The sequence below is a fragment of the Aeromonas sp. BIGb0445 genome, from assembly GCF_024809075.1.
GTDB lineage: Bacteria > Pseudomonadota > Gammaproteobacteria > Enterobacterales > Aeromonadaceae > Aeromonas > Aeromonas rivuli.
On record NZ_JANUES010000004.1, the window covers coordinates 108,036 to 129,062 of the forward strand.

Consider the following 21,027-nt stretch of genomic DNA (forward strand, 5'->3'; position numbering starts at 1 on the left):
GAGGCACCATGGATTCAGTGCGCGTCGCCGTGTTGCAAATGGTGTCCGGGGATTGCCTCGCCACCAATCTGGTCCAGGCAGAGGCGCTGTTGCGCCAGGCCGCGGCCGAGGGGGCCGAGTTTGCCCAGCTGCCGGAATATTTCTATCTGATGCCTGCCGACGAGCGGGCCAGGGTTGCCCTTGCCGCCCCCGAGGAGAGCCACCCTCTGCTGGCCTGGGTGAAAGATCTGGCCCGGGAACTGCACATCTGGATCCTGGCAGGCACCCTGCCGCTGGCAAGCCAGGAACCTGGCAAGATGCACAACAGCAGCCTGCTCATCGACCCGCAAGGGGCGATCGCCACTCGTTATGACAAGCTGCACCTGTTTGGGTTTTCCACCGAGCAGGAACATTATGACGAAGCCACGACCATGAGCCCGGGCCAGACGGTGGTGAGCCACGCGCTGCCCTGGGGTCAGCTTCGCCTTGGGATCTGTTACGATTTGCGCTTCCCCGAGCTATTCCGGCTCGGGCCTGCGCCCGATTTCATCGCCCTGCCCGCCGCCTTCACCCACACCACGGGACAGGCGCACTGGGAGCTGTTGCTGCGGGCACGGGCGGTGGAAAACCTGGCCTTCGTGCTGGCATCGGCGCAGGGTGGAGATCACCCAGGCGGACGCCGTACCTTCGGCCACAGCATGATCATCGATCCCTGGGGCCGCATCCTGGCCCGGATCGAAGAGGGTCAGGGCATGGCCATCGCCACCCTGGATCTGGCTGCCCAGCGCACACTGCGTCGCCAGTTACCGGCCCTCCATCATCGCAAGATAAGCGTCGGCCCATGAAGCCGACCCCTGTTCACTACTCACGACTATGCGCATGACGCCACACTCAAGGGATTGACCATGAAACTCAACGCAATAATGATGCTGATGGCGCTGGCCGCCACAGGCCAGGCCGCCGCCAAACCCCTGGTGATCGCCACCGATGCCACCTATCCCCCTTTCGAAATGGTCGACAGCAGCGGCAAGGTTGGCGGCTTCGAAGTCGAATTGGCCCACGCCCTGTGCGCGGCCATGAAGGCCGAGTGCGAGGTGATCAACCAACCCTGGGATGCCCTGCTGCCGGGCCTGCAGGTACGTAAATACGACGCCATCATGTCCTCCATGAACATCACCGATGAGCGCCGTCAGAAGGTCGATTTCAGCAAGGTCTACTACATGATGCAAAACCGCTTCGTGGGCCGCAGCGACAAAGCTGCCGACTTCAGCGAGGATCCGGCCCACTTCAAGGGCAAGGTGATCGCCGTACAGGAAGGCACCCCGCAGGATAACTTCATCACCGCCCGCTATGGCGACGTGGCCAGCATCAAACGCTACGTCAATGCCCAGTCCCCCATGCTGGATCTGCAATCTGGCCGCGCCGACTACACCTTCGGCAACATGGTGCAACTCAAGGTCGGCTTCCTCGACAAGGAGATGGGCAAGCAGTTTGAATTCGTGGGTCCCCAGTTCAATGGCACTCAGGACAAGATCCTGGGTGAAGGGGTGGCGGTGGCGCTGCGCAAAAACAACGACAAGCTCAAGGGGGAATTTGATGCCGCCATCGATAGCGTCAAGGCCGATGGCACCTTCGACATGCTGCTCAAGAAGTATCAGCTCGAAAATCTGCTCTGATGGCAGACTCGCGGCTGCCCACGAAGAGACAAAAAGGGCGACCCTGGGTCGCCCTTCAGATTGAAGGCAGGCCAGCGGCCTCCCTTCATCCCTGCCGCGCCTTGAAGCGCGGATTGCTCTTGCAGATCACGAACAACTTGCCACGGCGGCGCACAACCTGACAGTCCGGGTGACGCGTCTTGGCCGATTTGAGGGATGCGAGAACCTTCATGCCGCCCCCTGCTTGCCGAGGAAAGCGCCAAAGCGCTGACCGAAGCGAGCAACTTGCCCCTCGGTGCCCACCTGCTTCTGCTTGCCGGTGTAGAACGGATGGGACGCGCTGGACACATCCAGCGTCAGATAAGGGTACGCCTGACCATCCTGCTCCCAGACCTGGGTGCGATCCGTCTTCAGGGTGGAGCCCACCAGGAAATAGGTGTTGGCCGTCACGTCGTGAAACAGCACCTTGCGGTACTCGGGATGCATATTGGGTTTCATAATCGCCTCAACTGTTATGTTATAACGAAACATAAGCTACCCCAATCAAGAACAGTTATCAATAGCCATCAAGCATTTTGCACCGGCAGACCATCGGGGAGCCGTCAAGCCGGACCGCCCCGAGCTATTTCGACAGATCATGCAGAATCCAGAAAGAGAAAAGAGAAAAGAGAAAAGAGAAAAGAGAAAAGAATAACGAACGCAGCATGCCCATCGGCCACGAGAACTGGCAAACCGCAGCGAAGAGGATGAAGGGATAGATTCCCGTGATGACAACGGGAGTGATACCGAGTCAGTCTGGAGCCGACACTGTCATCCTCGCCTATCAGTTGGCCACGCGCTGGCAGCCGAATGCAAAAAGGCCCGTCAGTGACGGGCCTTTTTATCTTGGACAGGGGAACAAAAACCCTGACCCAATCGATTCTATCGATCAATGATGGTGCGGAAGGAGAGACTCGAACTCTCACGCCTAGGGCGCCAGAACCTAAATCTGGTGCGTCTACCAATTTCGCCACTTCCGCAAAGCTGACTTTGTACTGCTCGCACCCTGCTAAACGCGGAAGATACCAACAGACAACAATAATGGGGTGGCTGATGGGGCTCGAACCCACGACAACCGGAATCACAATCCGGGACTCTACCAACTGAGCTACAGCCACCACTGAAACATCTGACCATGCTTGCCGCAGCAAGATGGTGCGCCCTGCAGGATTCGAACCTGCGACCCACGGCTTAGAAGGCCGTTGCTCTATCCGACTGAGCTAAGGGCGCATTTTGCTCAACGACCCTCTATGTGTCAGCACCATGGATTGGGCATACATAAAGCGTTGTCGATAAAAATGGTCGGTGATAAAGGATTCGAACCTTTGACCCTCTGGTCCCAAACCAGATGCGCTACCGGGCTGCGCTAATCACCGAGATACTTCACTTAACTTGCAGCCAACAGCTTATCTGCGATAAGGCTGATGGGCAACGGGCGGGCATCATACCCAAGCGCTCGAGCCAGCGTCAACGAATTTTTCCATCAATAAATTCAAGTGTCTACTTCTTGCCCGCCCGCATCGCGCCGCTAACATCCCGGATAAAAAAATGCGACAATGCGCACAGTTGAACCCATGGTGAGTGAAGAACGATGTCTGCCAAAATCATTGACGGAAAACAGGTTGCGCAAACGATTCGCAATCAGGTAGCAACCGAAGTCCAGCAGCGGCTCGCCGCCGGACAGCGTGCCCCCGGGCTCGCTGTGATACTGATAGGGGCCGATCCCGCCTCCCAGGTCTATGTCGGCAGCAAGCGCCGCGCCTGTGAGGAAGTAGGATTCATTTCCCGCTCCTACGATCTCAGTGCCGAGGCGAGTCAGGACGAGCTGCTAACCCTGATTGACCAGTTGAACCAGGACCCCGAGGTCGATGGCATCCTGGTACAGCTGCCGCTGCCCGCCCACTTCGACACCACCCAGGTGCTGGAGCGGATCCGTCCCGACAAAGACGTCGATGGTTTCCACCCCTATAACGTTGGCCGACTGGCACAGCGCATTCCCGCCCTGCGCCCCTGTACCCCCAAGGGCATCATGACGCTGATCGAAGCCACCGGCGTCAAGACCCATGGTCTGCACGCCGTGGTGGTAGGGGCATCCAATATCGTCGGTCGCCCCATGACCCTCGAGCTGCTGCTGGCCGGTTGCACCACCACGACCTGCCACCGTTTCACCCAGGATCTTGAGACCCAGGTTCGCCGCGCCGACCTGCTGGTCGTCGCCGTCGGCAAACCGAACTTCATCCCGGGTGAGTGGGTGAAGCCTGGCGCCCTGGTGATCGATGTGGGCATCAATCGCCTCGCCGACGGCAGCCTGGTGGGTGACGTCGAGTTCGCCACCGCCCGCAGCCATGCCGCCTTTATCACCCCGGTTCCGGGCGGCGTCGGCCCCATGACGGTGGCCAGCCTGATGGAGAACACTCTGATAGCCTGCCGTGACTACCACAGTTAAGAGCCCAGGCTCTGAATAACAGAAGGCAGGCCCAGGCCTGCCTTCTCTCTTTGCACATCCCTCGTCCGCCAACCGCTCAGCCTCACTGCGTCACTTTCTTCGATGCACCTCGGCGCTGCGTCCGAAATGATCCTGTAACGCCGCCAGCACCCGCCGCACCTTGTGAGACACCTCTCGTTCAGGCGTGATGGCATGCAACGCCATGGTCGCCATCCGGTGATCGGGAAGCACCTCCTGCAGGCGTCCTTGCGCCAGATCGTCAACCAGCTCGGTCTCGGGCAACAAGGCAATGCCCTGCCCCGCCAGGGCGAACTGGCGCAGGGGCAGCACGTTGTTGCACAGCACCCTGGGAGCGAGCCGCAGCGGCTGCGGCACCCCCTGTTCATCCGGCAGGGTCAAACCAGCCCCGGGCAGATCGGTCAATAGCCAGTCATGACTCGTCAACTCCGCGAGGCGAGTCGGCACCCCACGCCGGGCCAGGTAGGCCGGTGATGCACACAGCAGCATGCGCGTCTCGCCGAGGCGACGGGCCACCAGACTCGAATCGACCAAGGTGCCGACTCGCAGTGCCACATCGATGCGCTCTTTGAGCAGATCACGCTTCTCGTCATCGGCGATGATGATGAGGCGCAAACCGGGATGCGCCTGCAACAAGGGGGAGAGCGCCTGGGCCAGGGGCAGACCCGCCATGCCCACGGGGGCCGTTATCCTCACCTCCCCCATCAGGCTGTCGCGCACCTCCCCAAGCCGCAGTTCGGTCTGAGCCAGGGTCTGGCGCAGGGACTGACAACCTTGCCACACCACCTCTCCCGCCTCGGTCAAGTCGAGACGGCGCGTGGATCTGTGCAACAGGGTGAGGCCAAGCAGGGTCTCGAGCTGGCTGATATGCTGGCTGACCGCCGAGGGCGTCATGCCCAGGGCCTTGGCTGCCCCCGTCATGGTCCCCGCCTCCACCACGGCAGCGAAGATGGCATAGCGTTTAAGCTGCTCCATTATTAAGCCCTGCTTATGAGTGAGTGAATATTTTACCAGATTATTAAATCACACCGGGAGGCGTAGGCTAGACCTATCTTAATTGTGCAGGAGAATTTCCCATGAAGATTGCCCTGATAGGCGCCACTGGTTTTGTCGGCCATGCCATCCTCGAGCAAGCCATTGCCCGGGGTCACACCGTCACCGCCATCGTCCGTGACACCAGCAAGATTGCTCCCCATCCGCAGATCCAGGTGATGGGGGTGGATGCGCAGGATCCCCAGGCATTGGCGTTGGCGATCGCAGGCCACGATCGGGTGATCAGTGCCTATAACCCGGGCTGGGCCACCCCGGACATCTATGAACAATACCTCACAGGAGCGGCCGCCATCGTGCAGGCGACCAAGGCGGTAACAGGCTGGCTGCTGGTGGTCGGCGGTGCCGGCAGTCTGGAAGTGGCCCCCGGGGTCCAGCTGGTCGATACCCCCGAGTTTCCGGCCGAATGGCGCCAGGGGGCCCTGGCGGCTCGCGATGGGCTAGTCGCACTGCGCAGCGAGTCTGAGCTCGACTGGCGCTTCGTCTCCCCGGCCGTCATGCTGGTGCCGGGGGAGCGCACTGGTCAATATCGGTTGGGGGGCGATCAGGTGTTGTTCCTGGAGGATAAACCGGCCGAGATCTCTGTCGGCGATCTGGCCGATGCCATCCTCAATGAGGCCGAGCACCCAGTCCACCTGCGCCAGCGCTTCACCCTGGGCTACTGAACCCGCCCATGGAGCGCGATATGCGCTCAATAAAAGAGTAGGGAGGCCATGGCCTCCCTACTCTTTTTGCATCAGACAAGCTGGCTCATGTCGCCCGACACCAGCGGTTGCGTCCCGTCTGTTTGGCCCGATAGAGCGCCAGATCGGCGTCGGCCAGCAGCTCACTCAGGCTCTCCCCTGGAGAGGCCTGGCGCAAGCCGCCGCTGATGGTGACCCGCATTGCCTGCACCAAGGGACGATCTGCGACCCCCTGGATCAGGCGATCGGCCTGCTCCGCCAGCTCGCTCTCCCCTCCCGGCGGGAGCAAGACGGCAAACTCCTCGCCGCCCATGCGCCCGAGCAGGGCCCGGGGTGGCAGTAATCCCTCGAGTCGTTGGCAAAGCTGCACCAACACGGTATCCCCCGTGGGATGACCGTGTTCATCATTGATCTTCTTGAAGAAATCAACATCGAGCAGCAACAGGGCTCCACCTTCACGTTCCAGACGTTGCTCGGTCGCCTCGCTGAAGGCGCCGCGATTGAGCACCCCGGTCAGATGATCATGACTCGCCACTTGCTGCAGGCGGGCGAACAGCTGATCCCGCTCGGCCACGGCGCAGGCCGTGGTGATGGCACTCAGGGCCAGTATGGAGATACCGGTACGAAAGGAGTAGACGGTGGCCGCGTCCTTGCTCCACTGATGCAGCAGCTGGTCATCGAGCACGGTGAACATATAGAGGGAGGCGGCGCAGGTGGCCAGACAGGTAAAGAAGCGGTTGCCAGAGAGGGCCAGCCAGATGAGGGCGGGCACCGGCAACACCAGCAGACCGGGGCCCCCCAGATGCTTGTCGAGCAGCAGGATCAACAGCAAGAAGAGCAATGCCGGGACAAGATAGCGGCGGTCGCGCCACATCTCCTGGCGACATTGCCGCCAGGAGCCCGGCAGCGTCAACAGGCTGGGTAATAACACCGAGAAGTTAATCAGCTCGGCCAAATACCACATGATGGTGCTCTTCCAGCCGGTCGAACTGCCCAGCCAGACCACGGCGGCGCCGCCACACAGAGCCCCGGCCAGGATGGCGGGTTGGCAATGGAGCATCAGTCTGGGGATCGCCGTGGCGCTGATCAGGCCTTCGGGACCCCACCCCTGACGACGCAGGCTGAGCCAGGCGATGGCGACGGTGAGAATATTGGCGCCGTTGAGCAGCAGACTCTTGCGCAAGGGGGTGCCATAACAGGCATCGACCAGCAGGAGGCCAAGCAGCGCCACCAGTAGATGCACCAGCCCAGCCCTGGGATAGTAGCGCAGCAAGATGCCAACCAGAGCGGCATTGGCGGGCCAGAGCAGGGAGAAGCTGCTGCCACCTCGCGCGGCCACCCCGATCCAGGTGAGCAGGGCACTGATCAGCAGCAGGCACATCAGGGCAGCAAACTCGCGACCTAGTCGTGATCCAGACTGAAGTGAGGGGCTGGCCGGCCCGGGATCAATAGACAAGAGGATCTCCCTGTGTGGCAAATGAGCCTCGATACTAAGGGAGTGAGCGCCTGACGCCAAGCCAAGAGTGGTTTGGTGTTGCAATAGAACAGTATTAATACCGCAAACCGAACTCTATTTCGATTTTTGTCTATAACTAAGAATTATTTGTTGTTTTGCCATCTCAATCCGAAGAGATAGCATCCTTCCAACCCAAATGGCGCCGTGCTCTGCGACGCTGTCATCCCAGGATCCCAGTTGGAGGTGCTCATGGTATTGCTTTCCCCCCTGTGTGACTCACGTCATGCTTCCAACGCAGTGCTCTCCCCTGCGGCCCGGCCAGTCAGTGACTCATCCGCACCCATTGTGCCAACCAGCAGTCTGCCCACCCTGGATTACGGCCAGTTGTTGCCGGGATCCCCGCACCGGGACCAGGCCCTCATGGCGCTGCGCCGGGCGGCGCGCGACCCCGGCTTCTTCTATCTGGAGAACACTGGGCTGGATCTGGGCCAGCAGACCGAGCTACTGGCCCTGGCAGCCCGGCTCTTTGCCCTGAACGATGCCCAGAAGCAAGAGGTGCAGATGGTGCACTCCCCCCACTTTCGCGGCTACAACCGGGTGGGGGTCGAGCTGACCCGGGCCCGCCCGGACTGGCGTGAGCAGTTCGACATCATGGCCGAAGAGCCCTGCCTGCCCGATGCCCTGTTGCACCACCCCTGGCAAGGATTACAGGGCCCCAACCTGTGGCCCTCCGCCCTGCCCGAACTCAGGGGGGCCCTGCTGGGCTGGCAGGCGCAGTTGACCCTGATTGGATTGACCCTGATCCGCGCCTTCGCAGAAACCCTGGCGCAACCGGCCGATGCCTTCGATGAGAGCTTGAGCCCGCTCCCCTATCGCCATACCAAGCTCATCCACTACCCGGGACGGGACGAGGATGACGGTCAGGGGGTGGGTGCCCACAAGGATCCCGGCTACCTCACGCTCCTGCTGCAAGATAGTCACGGCGGACTCGAGGTCCTGACCGAACAGGGGTGGACACCGGCGCCCCCCCGAGCGGGAGCCTTGCTGGTCAATATCGGTGAACTGCTGGAACTCGCCTCGAACGGTTACCTCAAGGCCACCCTGCATCGGGTGGTCAGCCCGCCCCCGGGGGTGTCGCGCCTCTCCTGTGCCTTCTTCATGGCGGCCCGGCTCGATGCCACTGTGCCCTTGCTGACGCTGCCCCCCTCCCTCGCGGCCGAGGCGACGGGGCTCCAGAGCGATCCGGACAACCCGCTCTTTTATCAGGTGGGGGAGAACGTGCTCAAGGGACGACTGCGCTCCCACCCGGATGTGGCGGCCCGCCACTATGCCACCCCACCGGCCCGGGAGCCCCAGCGGCGAACGCCCGCATAACCTGCCACTCTTATCCCCTTATGGCGATCGGTCGCCACAAGGACACCCCATTCACCCTGCGCAGCCGCGCCCAGGGCTATAAGAGGCCAGCCCACTGGCCATGACGGAGAGATGATGAAATTCAAGACCATGAGCGTACACAGCGGCCAACGGCTCGATCCCCAGACCGGCGCCCTGACGACCCCGCTCTATCAGAGCAGCACCTTCAGCTATTTCACGGCCCAGGCTGGCAAGGAGCGGTTCGCCGGGCAAGCGCCAGGCTACATCTACAGCCGCTTCGCCAACCCCACCACCGCCGAGCTGGAGGTGAAACTCGCCGCCCTTGAGGGTGCTGACGAGGCATTGGTGGTCGCGAGCGGCATGGCGGCGGTGAGCGCCATTCTCTATGCCCTGGCCGACAGCGGGGACGAGGTGGCCTATGTCGGCCCCCTCTATGGTGGCACCGAGGCCTTCCTCAAGCAGACCTTCAGCCGCGCGGGTATCCGCATCACCGGCTATGACAGCGACCGGGATCTGCTGGCCAATATCCACCCGGGCACCAAGTTGGTACTGTTCGAAACCCTGACCAATCCCACCCTCAAGCTGGTGGATCCCCGCATTGTGGTCGACGCCGCGCGCAGGGTCGGTGCCCTCACCGTCTGCGACAACACCTTCCTCACCCCCTATCTGCTGCGCCCCCTTGAACTGGGTATCGACATCGTCATGCACAGCGGCACCAAGTATCTCGGCGGCCACGGCGACATCATCGCCGGGGTGGTGGCCGCCCGCCACGAACTGATGGCACGCATCCGCACCGTGGCACTCAAGCACCTGGGCTCCCCCATCGGCCCCCAGGAGGCTTACTTGCTGCAACGGGGGGTCAAGACCCTGCCCCTGCGCCTGGATGCGCACCTGCACAACGCCCAGCGGGTGGCCCAGTTCCTGGCCGCGCACCCTGGCGTCAAGAAGGTGATCTATCCGGGCCTCGCCGATCATCCCGGCCATGGGGTGCTGGGAGAGATCGCCACAGGTTACGGCGCCATGATCAGCATAGAGCTGGAGGGGGGCTTCCCCCGCTGTGCCCGCCTGCTCGATCAGTTGCAGCTCTTCGTGCAGGCGGTGAGTCTGGGGGATCTGGAGAGCCTGGCCTGTCACCCGGCCAGCACGACTCATGCCGCCATGGATGAGGCCAGCCGAGTGGCCGCCGGGGTCAACGATGACCTGATCCGGCTGAGCATTGGGGTCGAGGATGCCGATGACCTGATTGCCGACCTGGCCGCGGCCCTGGCCCACACGTGAGCTTGAGCTTGGCGTCATGATGGCCAGCCACAGAGAGCAGAAGGGAAGGCAGATGCCTTCCCTTCTTGTTTCGAGCACGCTAGCTCAACGGCTCTCGCGTTTCATCCAGAGAGCCGGTGGCTGCCATCCCTTAGCCACGGGCCAGCAGGATGCGCAACATGCGGCGCAGCGGCTCGGCAGCGCCCCACAGCAGCTGATCACCGACCGTGAAGGCGGCCAGGTATTCCGGGCCCATGTTGAGCTTGCGCAGGCGGCCAACCGGTATGTTGAGGGTGCCGGTCACCGCGGCCGGGGTCAGCTCGCGGGCGCTGATGTCGCGCTCGTTGGGGATGACCTTGACCCAGTCGTTGTGGCTGGCCAACAGGGCTTCAATCTCGGCCAGCGGCACATCTTTCTTGAGCTTGATGGTGAAGGCCTGGCTGTGGCAGCGCAGGGCGCCAATGCGCACGCACAGACCGTCGACAGGCACCGGGGCCGCCTCGATGCCGAGGATCTTGTTGGTCTCGGCCTGACCCTTCCACTCTTCCCGGCTCTGGCCGTTGTCGAGTCTGGTGTCTATCCAGGGGATCAGGCTGCCAGCCAGGGGCACACCGAAGTTGTCCACCGGCAAGTCGCCGGAGCGGGTCTTCTCGGTGACCTTGCGCTCGATATCCAGAATGGCGGAAGCGGGATCCGCCAGCTCGACCGCCACTTCATCACGCAACATCCCCATCTGGGTGATCAACTCACGCATGTGACGGGCGCCGCCACCCGAGGCCGCCTGGTAGGTCGCCACGCTCACCCACTCCACCAGATCGGCCTTGAACAGACCGCCCAGGGCCAGCAGCATCAGGCTGACGGTGCAGTTGCCACCGACGAAGGTCTTGGTGCCGGCATCCAGTGCCTGGGCTATCACATCGCCATTGACCGGATCCAGGATGATGACGGCCTCTTCTTCCATGCGCAAAGAGGACGCGGCATCAATCCAGTAACCCTGCCAGCCGGCGGCTTTCAGGCGCGGATAGACATCCTTGGTGTAGTCGCCGCCCTGGGCCGTGATGATGATCTCCTGCTCAGCCAGCGCCGCTATGTTGAAGGCATCCTGGAGCTGACCGGCATCGACGCCGAAGTTGGGGGCGGCCTCACCGGCCTGGGAGGTGGTGAAGAAGGTGGGTTGAATGTGCGCAAAATCCTGCTCTTCCTGCATCCGGCTCATCAGGACAGAGCCCACCATGCCACGCCAACCGACCAAACCTACTTTTTTCATAATGTCCTACCCTGGATAACGACTTGATAGTGCGGAGCCTCTATCGTTCCGACCCGGGAGGCATTCGCCTCCTGACACCACAGTGGCGCCATGTAGATCCTGAACAGATAAAATTCTGCTGCGAAAAATGTGTCTATCCACATTACGGATTGTGGCGAGGGACGCAAGTCGATTTGCGCAATATTCCCTGCCGTTTGCTGCAATATCAAGCGATGAGGCCCGGGGAGGCGCCTCTCCTTGGCAAGCGCGATCCGGCTCTGGCAATATGAGTCCCAACGGCCATCGCGCCCGGCGGGGACGACCCCGCTGCCTGACCGCTGGCAGGGACGACCCTGCCCCCTGATGGATACCCCTTTTATGCCCTGGATATTGCTGCTCATCGCCGGTCTGTTCGAGGTCGCCTGGGCCATTGGCCTCAAATACACCGACGGCTTCAGCCGCCCCCTTCCTACCTTGCTGACCCTCGCCGCCATGGGGGTGAGCGTCTTGTTGCTGGCCCTGGCGGTCAGGCACCTGCCCCTTGGCACCGCCTACGCCGTCTGGACCGGCATAGGCGCAGTCGGCACAGTGCTGATGGGGATCTGGCTGTTTGGCGAGCCCGCCACGGCGGTGCGACTGTTCTGCCTGGCGCTCATCATCGGCGGCATACTGGGTCTCAAGGCCATCGGCTAACTGGCCCTCTTCTCTGTCCCGGATTGGCAACCAATCAGCTCTTTCTCTATCCGGGCCCCTGGCATCATCTCCAGCAAGCCGGCGATCAGCCGATCGCCGGCCTCCTGCAAGGCAGCCAGCGGCATCTCCGGCAGACTCTCCAGAATGAACCACATCTGCTCAGACTCCACGCTGAGTCGGGTTCTGACACCCTGCCGCCAATTCCAGCGGCGACAGGTCACCCCCATGTCATCCCGCCAGACGACCTCTCCCGGCTCGGGCGTTTCCTGCGCAGGCAACCCCCCTTTCATGGTGTCAAACCGTTCGCTGCCATCGGCAATCACCAGGCGGGGCACCCCCTCATAGGCCACCAGATTTTCCCCTCCGACCGGAATGGCATACTCGATGCTAATGGCGTTGTAGAGATCGACGATAGGATCGATGCTCGGCAGTGCCCCCTCCCGCAGCACTCTCTTTCGCAGGGCTTCGGCCGAGCAAGGGGTGCGTTGTGGTTTGGCACCGAACCGCCTGAACACCTCGGCCCACGCCGACAGATGAGCGTGCGCCCAGGGCGCGCCTCCCGCCGCGACGGACTGGCAGGCCCGCTTTAATGCCTGGGCACCCACGCTCATATCGGTGATGGCGGCCGCATCGACCTGGATGCTGAGGGCTCTGAAGCCGGGCGCCAGTGTGGTGATGTCAGACTCCACTCGCGGTGTCATGGATGGCATAGGGACTCCCAATTCGTGATCAACGGCCGAGCCGATAGAGGAATAGTGAAGGCGAACAACTTGTCGCAGCAGCAATGGGCGCTATCACGCCGTGTTCACCCGGCAAAACGTGGCAGCATGATGCGCAACGGCCAGACATAATGAAATCTACTTTTCCTTAATATCATTAAGAATTTCTAATGATGGTCAGGTAGGCTAGCACTTGCCGCTCGCCACAACAGGCGCAACAGCCTTGTCCACTCCCCTTTCAGACACTGAAAAGAGCGCGGACGGCGCCATTGTCTAGGCCGCATCTCTTGCGACTCATGCTATTATCTGCGACCAAACATGAGCCAATAAAAATCAGGATATCGTGATGACAGACCACACTTTTATTCCCGGCAAGGACGCGGCGCTGGAAGACTCCATCGAGCGCTTCCAGACCAAATTGCAGGCCCTGGGGTTTGATATTGAAGAGGCCTCCTGGCTCAACCCCGTGCCCAATGTCTGGTCCGTGCACATCCGGGACAAGGAGTGCGCTCTTTGCTTTACCAACGGTAAAGGGGCCAGCAAGAAGGCGGCCCTGGCCTCGGCGCTTGGCGAGTACTTCGAGCGTCTCTCCACCAACTACTTCTTCGCCGACTTCTATCTGGGCCAGCAAATCGCCGATGGCGACTTCGTGCACTACCCCAACGAGAAGTGGTTCCCCATCGAGGGCGATCACTTCCCGGCGGGTCTGCTCGACGACTTCACCCGTCACTTCTACAACCCGGAAGGGGAAGTGACCGCCGACATGCTGGTGGACCTGCAATCCAACAACGAGGAGCGCGGCATCGTCGCCCTGCCCTTCGAGCGCCAATCCGATCATCAGACCGTTTACATTCCGATGAACATCATCGGCAACCTCTATGTCTCCAACGGCATGAGCGCCGGCAACACCAAGACCGAGGCCCGCACCCAGGGGCTGTCCGAGGTGTTCGAGCGTCACGTGAAAAACAAAATTATCGCCGAGGCCATCAGCCTGCCGGAGATCCCGGCGGAGGTGATCGCCCGTTACCCCGGCATTGCGGCCTCCATCGCCGCCCTTGAGGCCGAAGGCTACCCCATCTACAGCTTCGATGCCTCCCTGGGCGGTCGCTATCCGGTCATCTGCGTGGTGCTGCTCAACCCGCGTAACGGCACCAGCTTCGCCTCCTTCGGTGCCCACCCGCGCTTCGAAGTCGCGTTCGAGCGTACCGTCACCGAGCTGCTGCAAGGCCGTGGCCTGAAGGATCTGGATGTCTTCGTCGCTCCCTCCTTTGATAACGAGCAGGTGGCGGATCACCACAATCTGGAGACCCACTTCATCGACTCTTCCGGTCTCATCAACTGGGATCTGTTCAAAGAGGAGTCAGACTTCGAGTTCGCCGACTGGGATTTCCGGGGCACCTCCCAGCAGGAGTTCGATCACCTGATAGGCATCTTCCACGAGCTGGAGCAGCCGGTCTACATCGCCGACTACGAGCACCTGGACGTCTACGCCTGCCGCATCCTGGTACCCGGCATGTCCGACATCTACCCGGCCGAAGACTTGCTGCTGGCCAACAACAACATGGGCGCCAACCTGCGGGAAGTGATCCTGGCCCTGCCGTCCCTGGAGTGGGACGCCGAGCAGTACATGGCTTTCTACGATCAGCTGGAAGAGGAAGGTCACGACGAGCGTACCCGGGTGCGCGAGCTGCTTGGCATCGCTGCCGCCAAGGGCACCGCCCTGCACACCCTGCGCATCGGTGAACTCAAGGCCATGCTGGCCCTAGCCGCAGGCGAATTGGAGACGGCGCTGGATCTCATCAACTGGACCATGGAGTACAACCAGTCGGTGTTCAGCCCTGAACGTGCCAACTACTACCGCGCCCTCAAGAGCTGCGTCGAGCTGTTCCTGGACCAGGAACGCGAGCCCGAGCAGTACAGAGCCGTGTTCACCCGCATGTATGGCGAACAGGCATTGGCACAGGCGTGGGCCCATGCCAGCGGCGAGGCTCGCTTCCACGGGTTGGAGCCAGCCGATGAGTCTCTCAGCCAGTTCCCGCTGCACCAAAAACTGCTGGCAGCCTATGAGAAGCTGCAAAAAGCCAAGCGCAACGCCAACTGGCAGTGAGTGCTGCGCCGCAGTCATCAAAAACCGGGCCCACGTGGCCCGGTTTTTTTATGTCATGAAGGGTCAAGTCACCCAGGCCGCAGCGGCCCTATCCTCACCCCTTGCTGACTGCACCGCTCACCCCTTGCCCAGCCTGGCGCGCAGGGCGGCGATCACCATGGGCAGCAGGGAGATGCCAATGATGACGAAGATGAGCAGGGTGAAGTTCTCCTTGACCAGGGGCAGGTTGCCGAAGAAGTGGCCCACATAGACGAAAGAGAGCACCCAGCACAGGCCACCCACGGCGTTAAAGGCCATGAAACGTGGATAACTCATCTTGCCCATGCCTGCCACGAAGGGGGCGAAGGTACGCACTATGGGGGCAAAGCGGGCGATGATGATGGCCTTGCCACCATGGCGGTCGAAGAAGGCGTGGGTCTGGTGCAGATAATCCTGACGGAACAGTCGTGAGTCGGGGCGGCTGAACAGCCGCTCCCCAAACAGCCGACCCAGGGTGTAGTTGGTGAGATCGCCGAGTATGGCGGCCAGCACCAGCAGGGCACTGAGCAGATGCACATCCAGGGCACTGTCTACCGTGAGGGCGCCTGCGGCGAACAGCAGGGAGTCACCGGGCAGGAAGGGCATCACCACCAGCCCCGTCTCGCAGAAGATGATGAGAAACAAAATGGCATAGATCCAGACGCCGTAATCGGCAAACAGTGCCTTGAGGTGGATGTCTATGTGCAAGATGAAGTCGACGAGGAACAAGATAAGATCCATGGATCGGGCTCGGTATTAAGGGATGGATGATGACAGAGGGGCCGAGTCTACCCCTTCCCCTCCCTTACCACAATTTCGCCGCAAACCATGGCCAACATCTGGGGCAGCGCAGGCTGGCGCCTGGCTACTCATCCCCCTCCTGTTTCCCCTTTTTCTCCCCCGCTTTTTCGGCAATGGCCTGACGCACCTCGGCGGGCAAGCAGGACTCCCAGCCCCAGATCAGCCAGATGAAGAGCGTGAGATCATCCACCCAACCGAGCACGGGAATGACATCCGGCACCAGATCGAGAGGGCTGAGGCCATAGACGAACACCAGCAGTGCCAACCCCTTGGCCCAGAGCGGGGTGGCCGGGTGGCGAAAGCCCAGATAGAGGCGACGTAACTTGGGCCCAATCCCGAGCAGGGCGCGCAGCGGCCTCAACTTTCAATCAACTCGTGGCGCAGTCGCTGGATGCTGTCGCGCAGGGCGGCGGCCTGCTCGAACTCCAGATCCCGGGCATGCTGGAACATCTGCTCTTCCATGCGTTTGATCTCCTTGGTGATCTCGCTGGTGGTGCGGGCATGGTACTCCCCTTGCGGCTCGGCGGCCTTGCGACTCCCTTTGCCAGCCTTGCCCGAGATGCGGCTGCCCCCCATGTCCATCATGTCCCCCACCGCCTTGTTGAGGCCCTTGGGGGTGATGCCGTGCTCGAGGTTATGGGCATGCTGCAGGGCGCGGCGCCGCTCCGTCTCCTCGATGGCTACTTTCATGGAGTGGGTGATGCGATCCCCATAGAGGATGACCCTGCCGTTGAGGTTGCGAGCGGCCCGGCCAATGGTCTGGATCAGTGAACGGGTGGAGCGCAGGAAGCCCTCTTTATCGGCATCCAGTATGGCCACCAGGGAGACCTCCGGCATGTCGAGCCCTTCGCGCAGCAGGTTGATGCCCACCAGCACATCGAACTTGCCGAGCCGCAGATCGCGGATGATCTCGACCCGCTCGACCGTCTCGATGTCCGAATGCAAATAGCGCACCCGCACGTCGTGATCCGCCAGGTATTCGGTGAGATCCTCCGCCATCCGCTTGGTCAGGGTGGTGACTAGCACTCGCTCGTCCACCGCCACCCGCAGCCGGATCTCGGAGAGCAGGTCGTCCACCTGGGTGCCGACCGGACGCACTTCAATCACGGGATCGAGCAGGCCGGTGGGGCGCACCACCTGTTGCACCACATCACCACCGGATTTTTCCAGCTCATAGGGGCTGGGGGTGGCCGAGACAAACACCGTCTGTGGCATCAGGGCCTCAAATTCGTCGAACTTGAGCGGCCTGTTGTCCAGGGCAGAGGGCAAGCGGAAGCCGTACTCCACCAGGGTCTCCTTGCGGGATCTGTCCCCCTTGAACATGGCGCCTATCTGCGGCACGGTCACATGGGACTCATCGATGATGAGCAGACCATCCCCCGGCAGGTAGTCGAACAGGGTGGGCGGCGGCTCCCCCGGCGCGCGCCCCGACAGGTAGCGGCTGTAGTTCTCGATGCCCGAGCAGTAGCCCAGCTCCTGCATCATCTCGATGTCGAACTGGGTGCGCTGGCTGATGCGCTGCTCCTCCACCAGTTTGTTGAGGGAGATCAGCTGTTCGCGCCGCCCCTTGAGCTCCTCCTTGATGTGATCGATGGCACCGAGGATGGTTTCGCGGGGGGTGGCGTAGTGGGTCTTGGGATAGATGGTATGACGCACCACCGTCTGCTCGATGGCGCCGGTCAGGGGGTCAAACAGGGAGAGTCGCTCTATCTCTTCGTCAAACAGCTCGACCCGCAGCGCCAGCTTGTCCGATTCCGCCGGATAGATGTCGATCACCTCGCCACGCACCCGGAAGGTGCCGCGCTGGAAGGCCAGGTCGTTGCGGCTGTATTGCAGCTCGGCGAGGCGACGCAGTATGTCTCGCTGGTTGATGATGTCGCCGAGTTTGAGGTGCAGCATCATGCTCAGGTAAGCCTGGGGGTCCCCCAGGCCATAGATGGCTGACACCGAGGCGACGATGATCACGTCCCGCCGCTCCAGCAGTGCCTTGGTGGCCGACAGCCGCATCTGCTCGATGTGATCGTTGATGGAGGCATCCTTCTCGATGAAGGTGTCCGTGGTCGGCACATAGGCTTCCGGCTGGTAGTAGTCGTAGTAGGAGACGAAATACTCCACCGAGTTCTCGGGGAAGAACTCCTTCATCTCCCCATAGAGCTGGGCGGCCAGGGTCTTGTTGGGCGCCAGTATCATGGTGGGCCTGTTCAGGGTCGCTATCACGTTCGCCATGGTGAAGGTCTTGCCCGAGCCGGTCACCCCAAGCAGGGTCTGGTGGGCGAGTCCGGATTCTATCCCCTCAAGCAGTTGGCTGATGGCGGCAGGCTGATCCCCCGCAGGGGAGAACTGGCTGACGAGTTGAAACGACTTGCTCATGAAGACTCCGGACAAGAAACGGCAAAGGGCAAGTGTACCTCGACTTGTACCACTGCGGGTATAGCCTCCCCCCATGTACCCCGACCCATACCACTGGGGTATTACCCTCCTCCCCCATCATGTAGTGCCTCGACTTGTACCACTGGGGGTATAACCTCCCCCCATGTCCCCCGACCCATACCACTGTGGGGATCACCCTCCTCCCCCATCATGTAGTACCTCGACTTGCACCACACCGGGTATCGCTCTCCTCCCCCAGTCGGCGGTTGACCCCGTCCGGCGACCTCTGTATAGTGCTCCTCCTTGCCTGATGTTCCCTCGTAGTTCAGTCGGTAGAACGGCGGACTGTTAATCCGTATGTCACTGGTTCAAGTCCAGTCGAGGGAGCCAATTCCTCACCATCTCGGTGCAAGTTATCCACTTTAGTGCCCCTCGCTACCAAATTTAATGCACAAGCTGCCACGGCTTGACAGCACTCCCCTTTATTCGCCCTCACTCCCCCTTCAGCACTTTGTGCTGTTGCAGCTAACCATTTGATTTTTATGCAAACAATTATTTGCCGGTATTTTTTGAACAGGCCTTGCAACCCAGTATTGGCAAGGCCTGGCGGCCTGTTTTCAATTTTCACACACAGGGTTATCCACAGAATCTGTGGGTAAGTCGCGCCAGCCCAGACCCAGCCTGGGTTTGGCTCATTCAGCCCCCATTTATCTTGGCCCCCCAGGGCAAACCCGATTTTATGCTGTTTTGCCTCGTCTCCTTGAACCGGATTTTTTTGGCGTCTGAAGGATCTTTTTTAATACAGGATTCCCCACCCCAGATGCAGTGGGTCAGCGGTGCATTTGACACCAGTCCAGGATCCTGAGGTTGGGAAGCGCCGTGCCAAACCGGCAGCAGCTTGCTCTGTAATCACCCCCATTTTTTACGGGGCACAGGATTCTATAAATGCCGAGGGGCATCCGCTTGTCTGCTGGGACAGACAGCATGAATCACTAATTGACAGCGGTTCACGCAGACAGAAAAACCCATCCTTTCCCCCCAGCGCGATGGGTCGCCTGGGCGTGGCCGCCCAATATGCAGCTTTGTCCCAACCGGCGCTTCTTTATTGGCGGGGGATGCGGCACAATATCGGCCCCACTTTTTTCTCGGTTTGTCCGGGCATGACCATAGATTTCGTGACACTGCTACACCAAAGCGACTCCCTGCTGCTGTTCGTGGTACTGGCCTTCGGCCTGCTACTTGGCAAGGTGCGGGTCGGCAACTTCCAGATTGGCAACACCATAGGGGTGCTGTTCACCGCCCTGCTGTTCGGTCAGATGGGGTTTCAATTCTCCGCCACCACGGAAAACGTCGGCTTCATGCTGTTCATCTTCTGTGTCGGCATAGAGGCGGGACCGCATTTTTTCAGCGTCTTCCTGCGCGATGGCATCCACTACATCACCCTCACCCTGGTGATATTGCTCACGGCGCTGCTGTTGACGGTGGGCCTGGCCAAGTTCTTCAACCTGGGGCCCGGCATGGCGGCGGGCATACTGGCAGGCTCGCTCACCTCGACCCCGGCCCTGGTAGGTGCCCAGGATGCCCTGCGCAGCGGCCTGCTCAACCTGCCCCATGGCACCGACATGCAGCCCGTGCTCGACAACATGGGCATCGGCTATGCGCTCACCTACCTGGTGGGGCTGGTCGGCTTGATGCTGGTGGTGCGTTATCTGCCCGCCCTGGCCCGCCTCGATCTCAGCACAGAGGCCCAGAAGATAGCCCGCGAACGGGGCCTGTCTGACAATGAGAACCGCAAGACCTATCTGCCCATCATCCGCGCCTACCGGGTCGGCCCGGAGCTGGCCGCCTGGATAGGGGGCCGCACCCTGCGTGAGACCGGCATCTATCCCCACACCGGCTGCTATGTGGAACGGATCCGCCGCAACGGCATACTGGCAAGCCCCGATGGTGACGCCGTCATTCAGGAAGGGGACGAGATCGCCCTGGTCGGGTATCCCGAGAGCCACGAGAAGCTGGATGTCAACTATCGCAACGGCAAGGAGGTGTTCGACAGGAACCTGCTTGATCTGCAGATCGTCACCGAAGAGATAGTGGTCAAGAATGATTCCGTGGTGGGCCGTCATCTGGTGGAGCTCAATCTCACCGAAAAAGGCTGCTTCTTGAACCGGGTGGTGCGCTCCCAGATAGAGATGCCGTTCGATCGCAACATCATGCTGCAAAAGGGTGATGTGCTGCAGATCAGCGGCGAGAAGATCAGGGTCAAGCATCTTGCCAACAAGATTGGCTTCATCAGCATTCACAGTCAGACCACGGATCTGGTGGCCTTCACCACCTTCTTCGTGCTCGGCTTGCTGATAGGCTCCGTCTCCCTGGTATTCGGTCAGCTCGAATTTGGCCTTGGCAACGCCGTCGGTCTGCTGCTGGCGGGGATCCTGATGGGTTACCTGCGCGCCAACCACCCGACGGTCGGCTATGTGCCGCCGGGTGCCCTGCGTCTGGCCAAGGATCTGGGCCTGGCCGTCTTCATGGTGAGCACGGGCCTCAAGGCCGGTGGCGGCATTCTGGATCACCTGAGCCAGGTGGGCGCCGTGGTGCTCTTCTCCGGCATGCTGGTCACCACCTTGCCGGTGCTGGTGGGCTACCTGTTCGGGGTCTGGGTGCTCAAGATGAACCCGGCCCTGCTGCTCGGCGCCATCACCGGGGCCCGGACCTGCGCCCCCGCCATGGACGTGGTCAACGAGGCGGCCAACAGCTCGATCCCGGCGCTCGGCTATGCGGGCACCTACGCGGTGGCCAACGTCATGCTCACCCTGGCCGGATCCTTTATCATCGGCTTCTGGTTCTAAGCCGCGTTTGAACAGGGGGCATCATCTGCCCCCTGTTCAATCCCCTCGGCCAGGGTGCAGCCTCTGCCCCCACTTTCTGACTTGCCTTTCTTGCGCTCTTCTCCCCGCCCCTCTGTCCGGCCCCTCGGCGCTCTTTTCGGGATATTTCTCTCGTAGCTGAACCCAGGCTGTCTGATCCCGGCAACTGCCATTGACAGTCATACCCATCTCCACAAAGCTGGCCCGCGCTTTAATGTGACGCAATTCTCATTCTCTTTTTCTCAGCCGGAG

At 61.3% G+C, this 21,027-nt stretch carries 18 protein-coding genes and 5 tRNA genes; 10 read left to right on the forward strand and 13 right to left on the reverse strand.

Translation table 11 applies throughout. From position 1 onward, the window contains the following. Positions 1–8: 8 nt before the first annotated feature. Together M2367_RS10400 and M2367_RS10405 are read left to right on the forward strand one after the other, a co-directional pair. Positions 9–824 carry a carbon-nitrogen hydrolase family protein gene (locus M2367_RS10400; RefSeq protein WP_259236645.1) on the forward strand — a complete coding sequence of 272 codons (816 nt, stop codon included), beginning with the start codon at positions 9–11 and terminating at the stop codon, positions 822–824. A gap of 60 nt (positions 825–884) precedes the next feature. Further along, a complete protein-coding gene (locus M2367_RS10405; protein ID WP_259236646.1) occupies positions 885–1,655 on the forward strand; it encodes a transporter substrate-binding domain-containing protein in 771 nt (256 codons plus the stop codon). Positions 1,656–1,740: 85 nt separating this feature from the next. On the opposite strand, the gene ykgO is transcribed toward M2367_RS10405, so the two are convergent. The 6 genes from ykgO to M2367_RS10435 all read right to left on the reverse strand — a co-directional run bounded on the left by ykgO (position 1,741) and on the right by M2367_RS10435 (position 3,049). Beyond that, entirely contained in the window at positions 1,741–1,866 is a 126-nt protein-coding gene (ykgO, locus tag M2367_RS10410) for a type B 50S ribosomal protein L36 (RefSeq protein ID WP_224432761.1), read from the reverse strand. After that, positions 1,863–2,132: a type B 50S ribosomal protein L31 gene (locus M2367_RS10415; protein ID WP_042042857.1), complete on the reverse strand. Its 270-nt coding sequence runs from the start codon at positions 2,130–2,132 to the stop codon at positions 1,863–1,865. The genes ykgO and M2367_RS10415 overlap by 4 nt, the downstream gene beginning before the upstream one ends. A 437-nt stretch (positions 2,133–2,569) precedes the next feature. Then, positions 2,570–2,653: transfer RNA gene (locus M2367_RS10420), tRNA-Leu, on the reverse strand. A gap of 62 nt (positions 2,654–2,715) precedes the next feature. Further along, positions 2,716–2,791: transfer RNA gene (locus tag M2367_RS10425), tRNA-His, on the reverse strand. A 35-nt stretch (positions 2,792–2,826) separates the two neighbouring features. Then, positions 2,827–2,903: transfer RNA gene (locus M2367_RS10430), tRNA-Arg, on the reverse strand. Between the two features lie 69 nt (positions 2,904–2,972). Then, positions 2,973–3,049, reverse strand: a tRNA-Pro gene (locus M2367_RS10435). A gap of 215 nt (positions 3,050–3,264) precedes the next feature. Between M2367_RS10435 and folD the strand changes: the two genes are divergently transcribed. Beyond that, complete coding sequence (gene folD / locus M2367_RS10440; RefSeq protein ID WP_042042858.1) at positions 3,265–4,119, forward strand: bifunctional methylenetetrahydrofolate dehydrogenase/methenyltetrahydrofolate cyclohydrolase FolD; 855 nt, start codon at positions 3,265–3,267, stop codon at positions 4,117–4,119. Between the two features lie 90 nt (positions 4,120–4,209). Here folD and M2367_RS10445 read toward each other — a convergent pair whose 3' ends face one another. Next, complete coding sequence (locus M2367_RS10445; RefSeq protein WP_259236647.1) at positions 4,210–5,112, reverse strand: LysR family transcriptional regulator; 903 nt, start codon at positions 5,110–5,112, stop codon at positions 4,210–4,212. A gap of 101 nt (positions 5,113–5,213) precedes the next feature. On the opposite strand from M2367_RS10445, the gene M2367_RS10450 reads away from it, so the two are divergent. Further along, positions 5,214–5,852, forward strand: a complete 639-nt coding sequence (locus M2367_RS10450) for an NAD(P)-dependent oxidoreductase (protein ID WP_259236648.1) — start codon at positions 5,214–5,216, stop codon at positions 5,850–5,852. Positions 5,853–5,937: 85 nt separating this feature from the next. On the opposite strand, the gene M2367_RS10455 is transcribed toward M2367_RS10450, so the two are convergent. Next, entirely contained in the window at positions 5,938–7,326 is a 1,389-nt protein-coding gene (locus tag M2367_RS10455; protein ID WP_259236650.1) for a sensor domain-containing diguanylate cyclase, read from the reverse strand. A gap of 345 nt (positions 7,327–7,671) precedes the next feature. Here M2367_RS10455 and M2367_RS10460 point away from each other — a divergent pair, with 345 nt between their 5' ends. Further along, on the forward strand, positions 7,672–8,700 hold the full coding sequence (locus M2367_RS10460) for an isopenicillin N synthase family dioxygenase (protein WP_404972874.1): 1,029 nt from the start codon (positions 7,672–7,674) through the stop codon (positions 8,698–8,700). 114 nt (positions 8,701–8,814) lie between these two features. Further along, a complete protein-coding gene (locus tag M2367_RS10465) occupies positions 8,815–9,978 on the forward strand; it encodes a PLP-dependent aspartate aminotransferase family protein (protein WP_224432756.1) in 1,164 nt (387 codons plus the stop codon). 130 nt (positions 9,979–10,108) lie between these two features. Here M2367_RS10465 and asd read toward each other — a convergent pair whose 3' ends face one another. Continuing rightward, positions 10,109–11,224, reverse strand: coding sequence for an aspartate-semialdehyde dehydrogenase (asd, locus tag M2367_RS10470; protein WP_259236652.1), 1,116 nt, complete (start codon positions 11,222–11,224; stop codon positions 10,109–10,111). Positions 11,225–11,581: 357 nt separating this feature from the next. Between asd and sugE the strand changes: the two genes are divergently transcribed. Next, the gene (sugE, locus tag M2367_RS10475; protein ID WP_259236801.1) at positions 11,582–11,896 is read left to right on the forward strand and encodes a quaternary ammonium compound efflux SMR transporter SugE; all 315 of its coding nucleotides are present in this window, start codon (positions 11,582–11,584) and stop codon (positions 11,894–11,896) included. Here the strand turns inward: sugE and M2367_RS10480 are convergent. Beyond that, entirely contained in the window at positions 11,893–12,606 is a 714-nt protein-coding gene (locus M2367_RS10480; protein WP_259236653.1) for a B3/4 domain-containing protein, read from the reverse strand. The two genes, sugE and M2367_RS10480, sit on opposite strands and share 4 nt — an antisense overlap. Positions 12,607–12,961: 355 nt before the next feature. On the opposite strand from M2367_RS10480, the gene ycaO reads away from it, so the two are divergent. Beyond that, a complete protein-coding gene (ycaO, locus tag M2367_RS10485) occupies positions 12,962–14,722 on the forward strand; it encodes a 30S ribosomal protein S12 methylthiotransferase accessory factor YcaO (protein ID WP_259236654.1) in 1,761 nt (586 codons plus the stop codon). A gap of 117 nt (positions 14,723–14,839) precedes the next feature. Here the strand turns inward: ycaO and M2367_RS10490 are convergent, their stop codons facing one another. The 3 genes from M2367_RS10490 to uvrB form a co-directional block, all read right to left on the reverse strand. Further along, complete coding sequence (locus M2367_RS10490) at positions 14,840–15,481, reverse strand: DedA family protein (RefSeq protein ID WP_224432753.1); 642 nt, start codon at positions 15,479–15,481, stop codon at positions 14,840–14,842. A 124-nt stretch (positions 15,482–15,605) separates the two neighbouring features. Then, complete coding sequence (locus tag M2367_RS10495; protein ID WP_042042869.1) at positions 15,606–15,902, reverse strand: YkvA family protein; 297 nt, start codon at positions 15,900–15,902, stop codon at positions 15,606–15,608. Beyond that, positions 15,899–17,911: an excinuclease ABC subunit UvrB gene (gene uvrB, locus M2367_RS10500; RefSeq protein ID WP_259236655.1), complete on the reverse strand. Its 2,013-nt coding sequence runs from the start codon at positions 17,909–17,911 to the stop codon at positions 15,899–15,901. Before uvrB ends, M2367_RS10495 begins: the two co-directional genes overlap by 4 nt. A gap of 314 nt (positions 17,912–18,225) precedes the next feature. Here uvrB and M2367_RS10505 point away from each other — a divergent pair. Continuing rightward, a tRNA-Asn gene (locus tag M2367_RS10505) sits at positions 18,226–18,301 on the forward strand. Positions 18,302–19,071: 770 nt separating this feature from the next. Further along, positions 19,072–20,757 carry an aspartate:alanine antiporter gene (locus M2367_RS10510; protein WP_259236656.1) on the forward strand — a complete coding sequence of 562 codons (1,686 nt, stop codon included), beginning with the start codon at positions 19,072–19,074 and terminating at the stop codon, positions 20,755–20,757. Positions 20,758–21,027 lie beyond the last annotated feature (270 nt).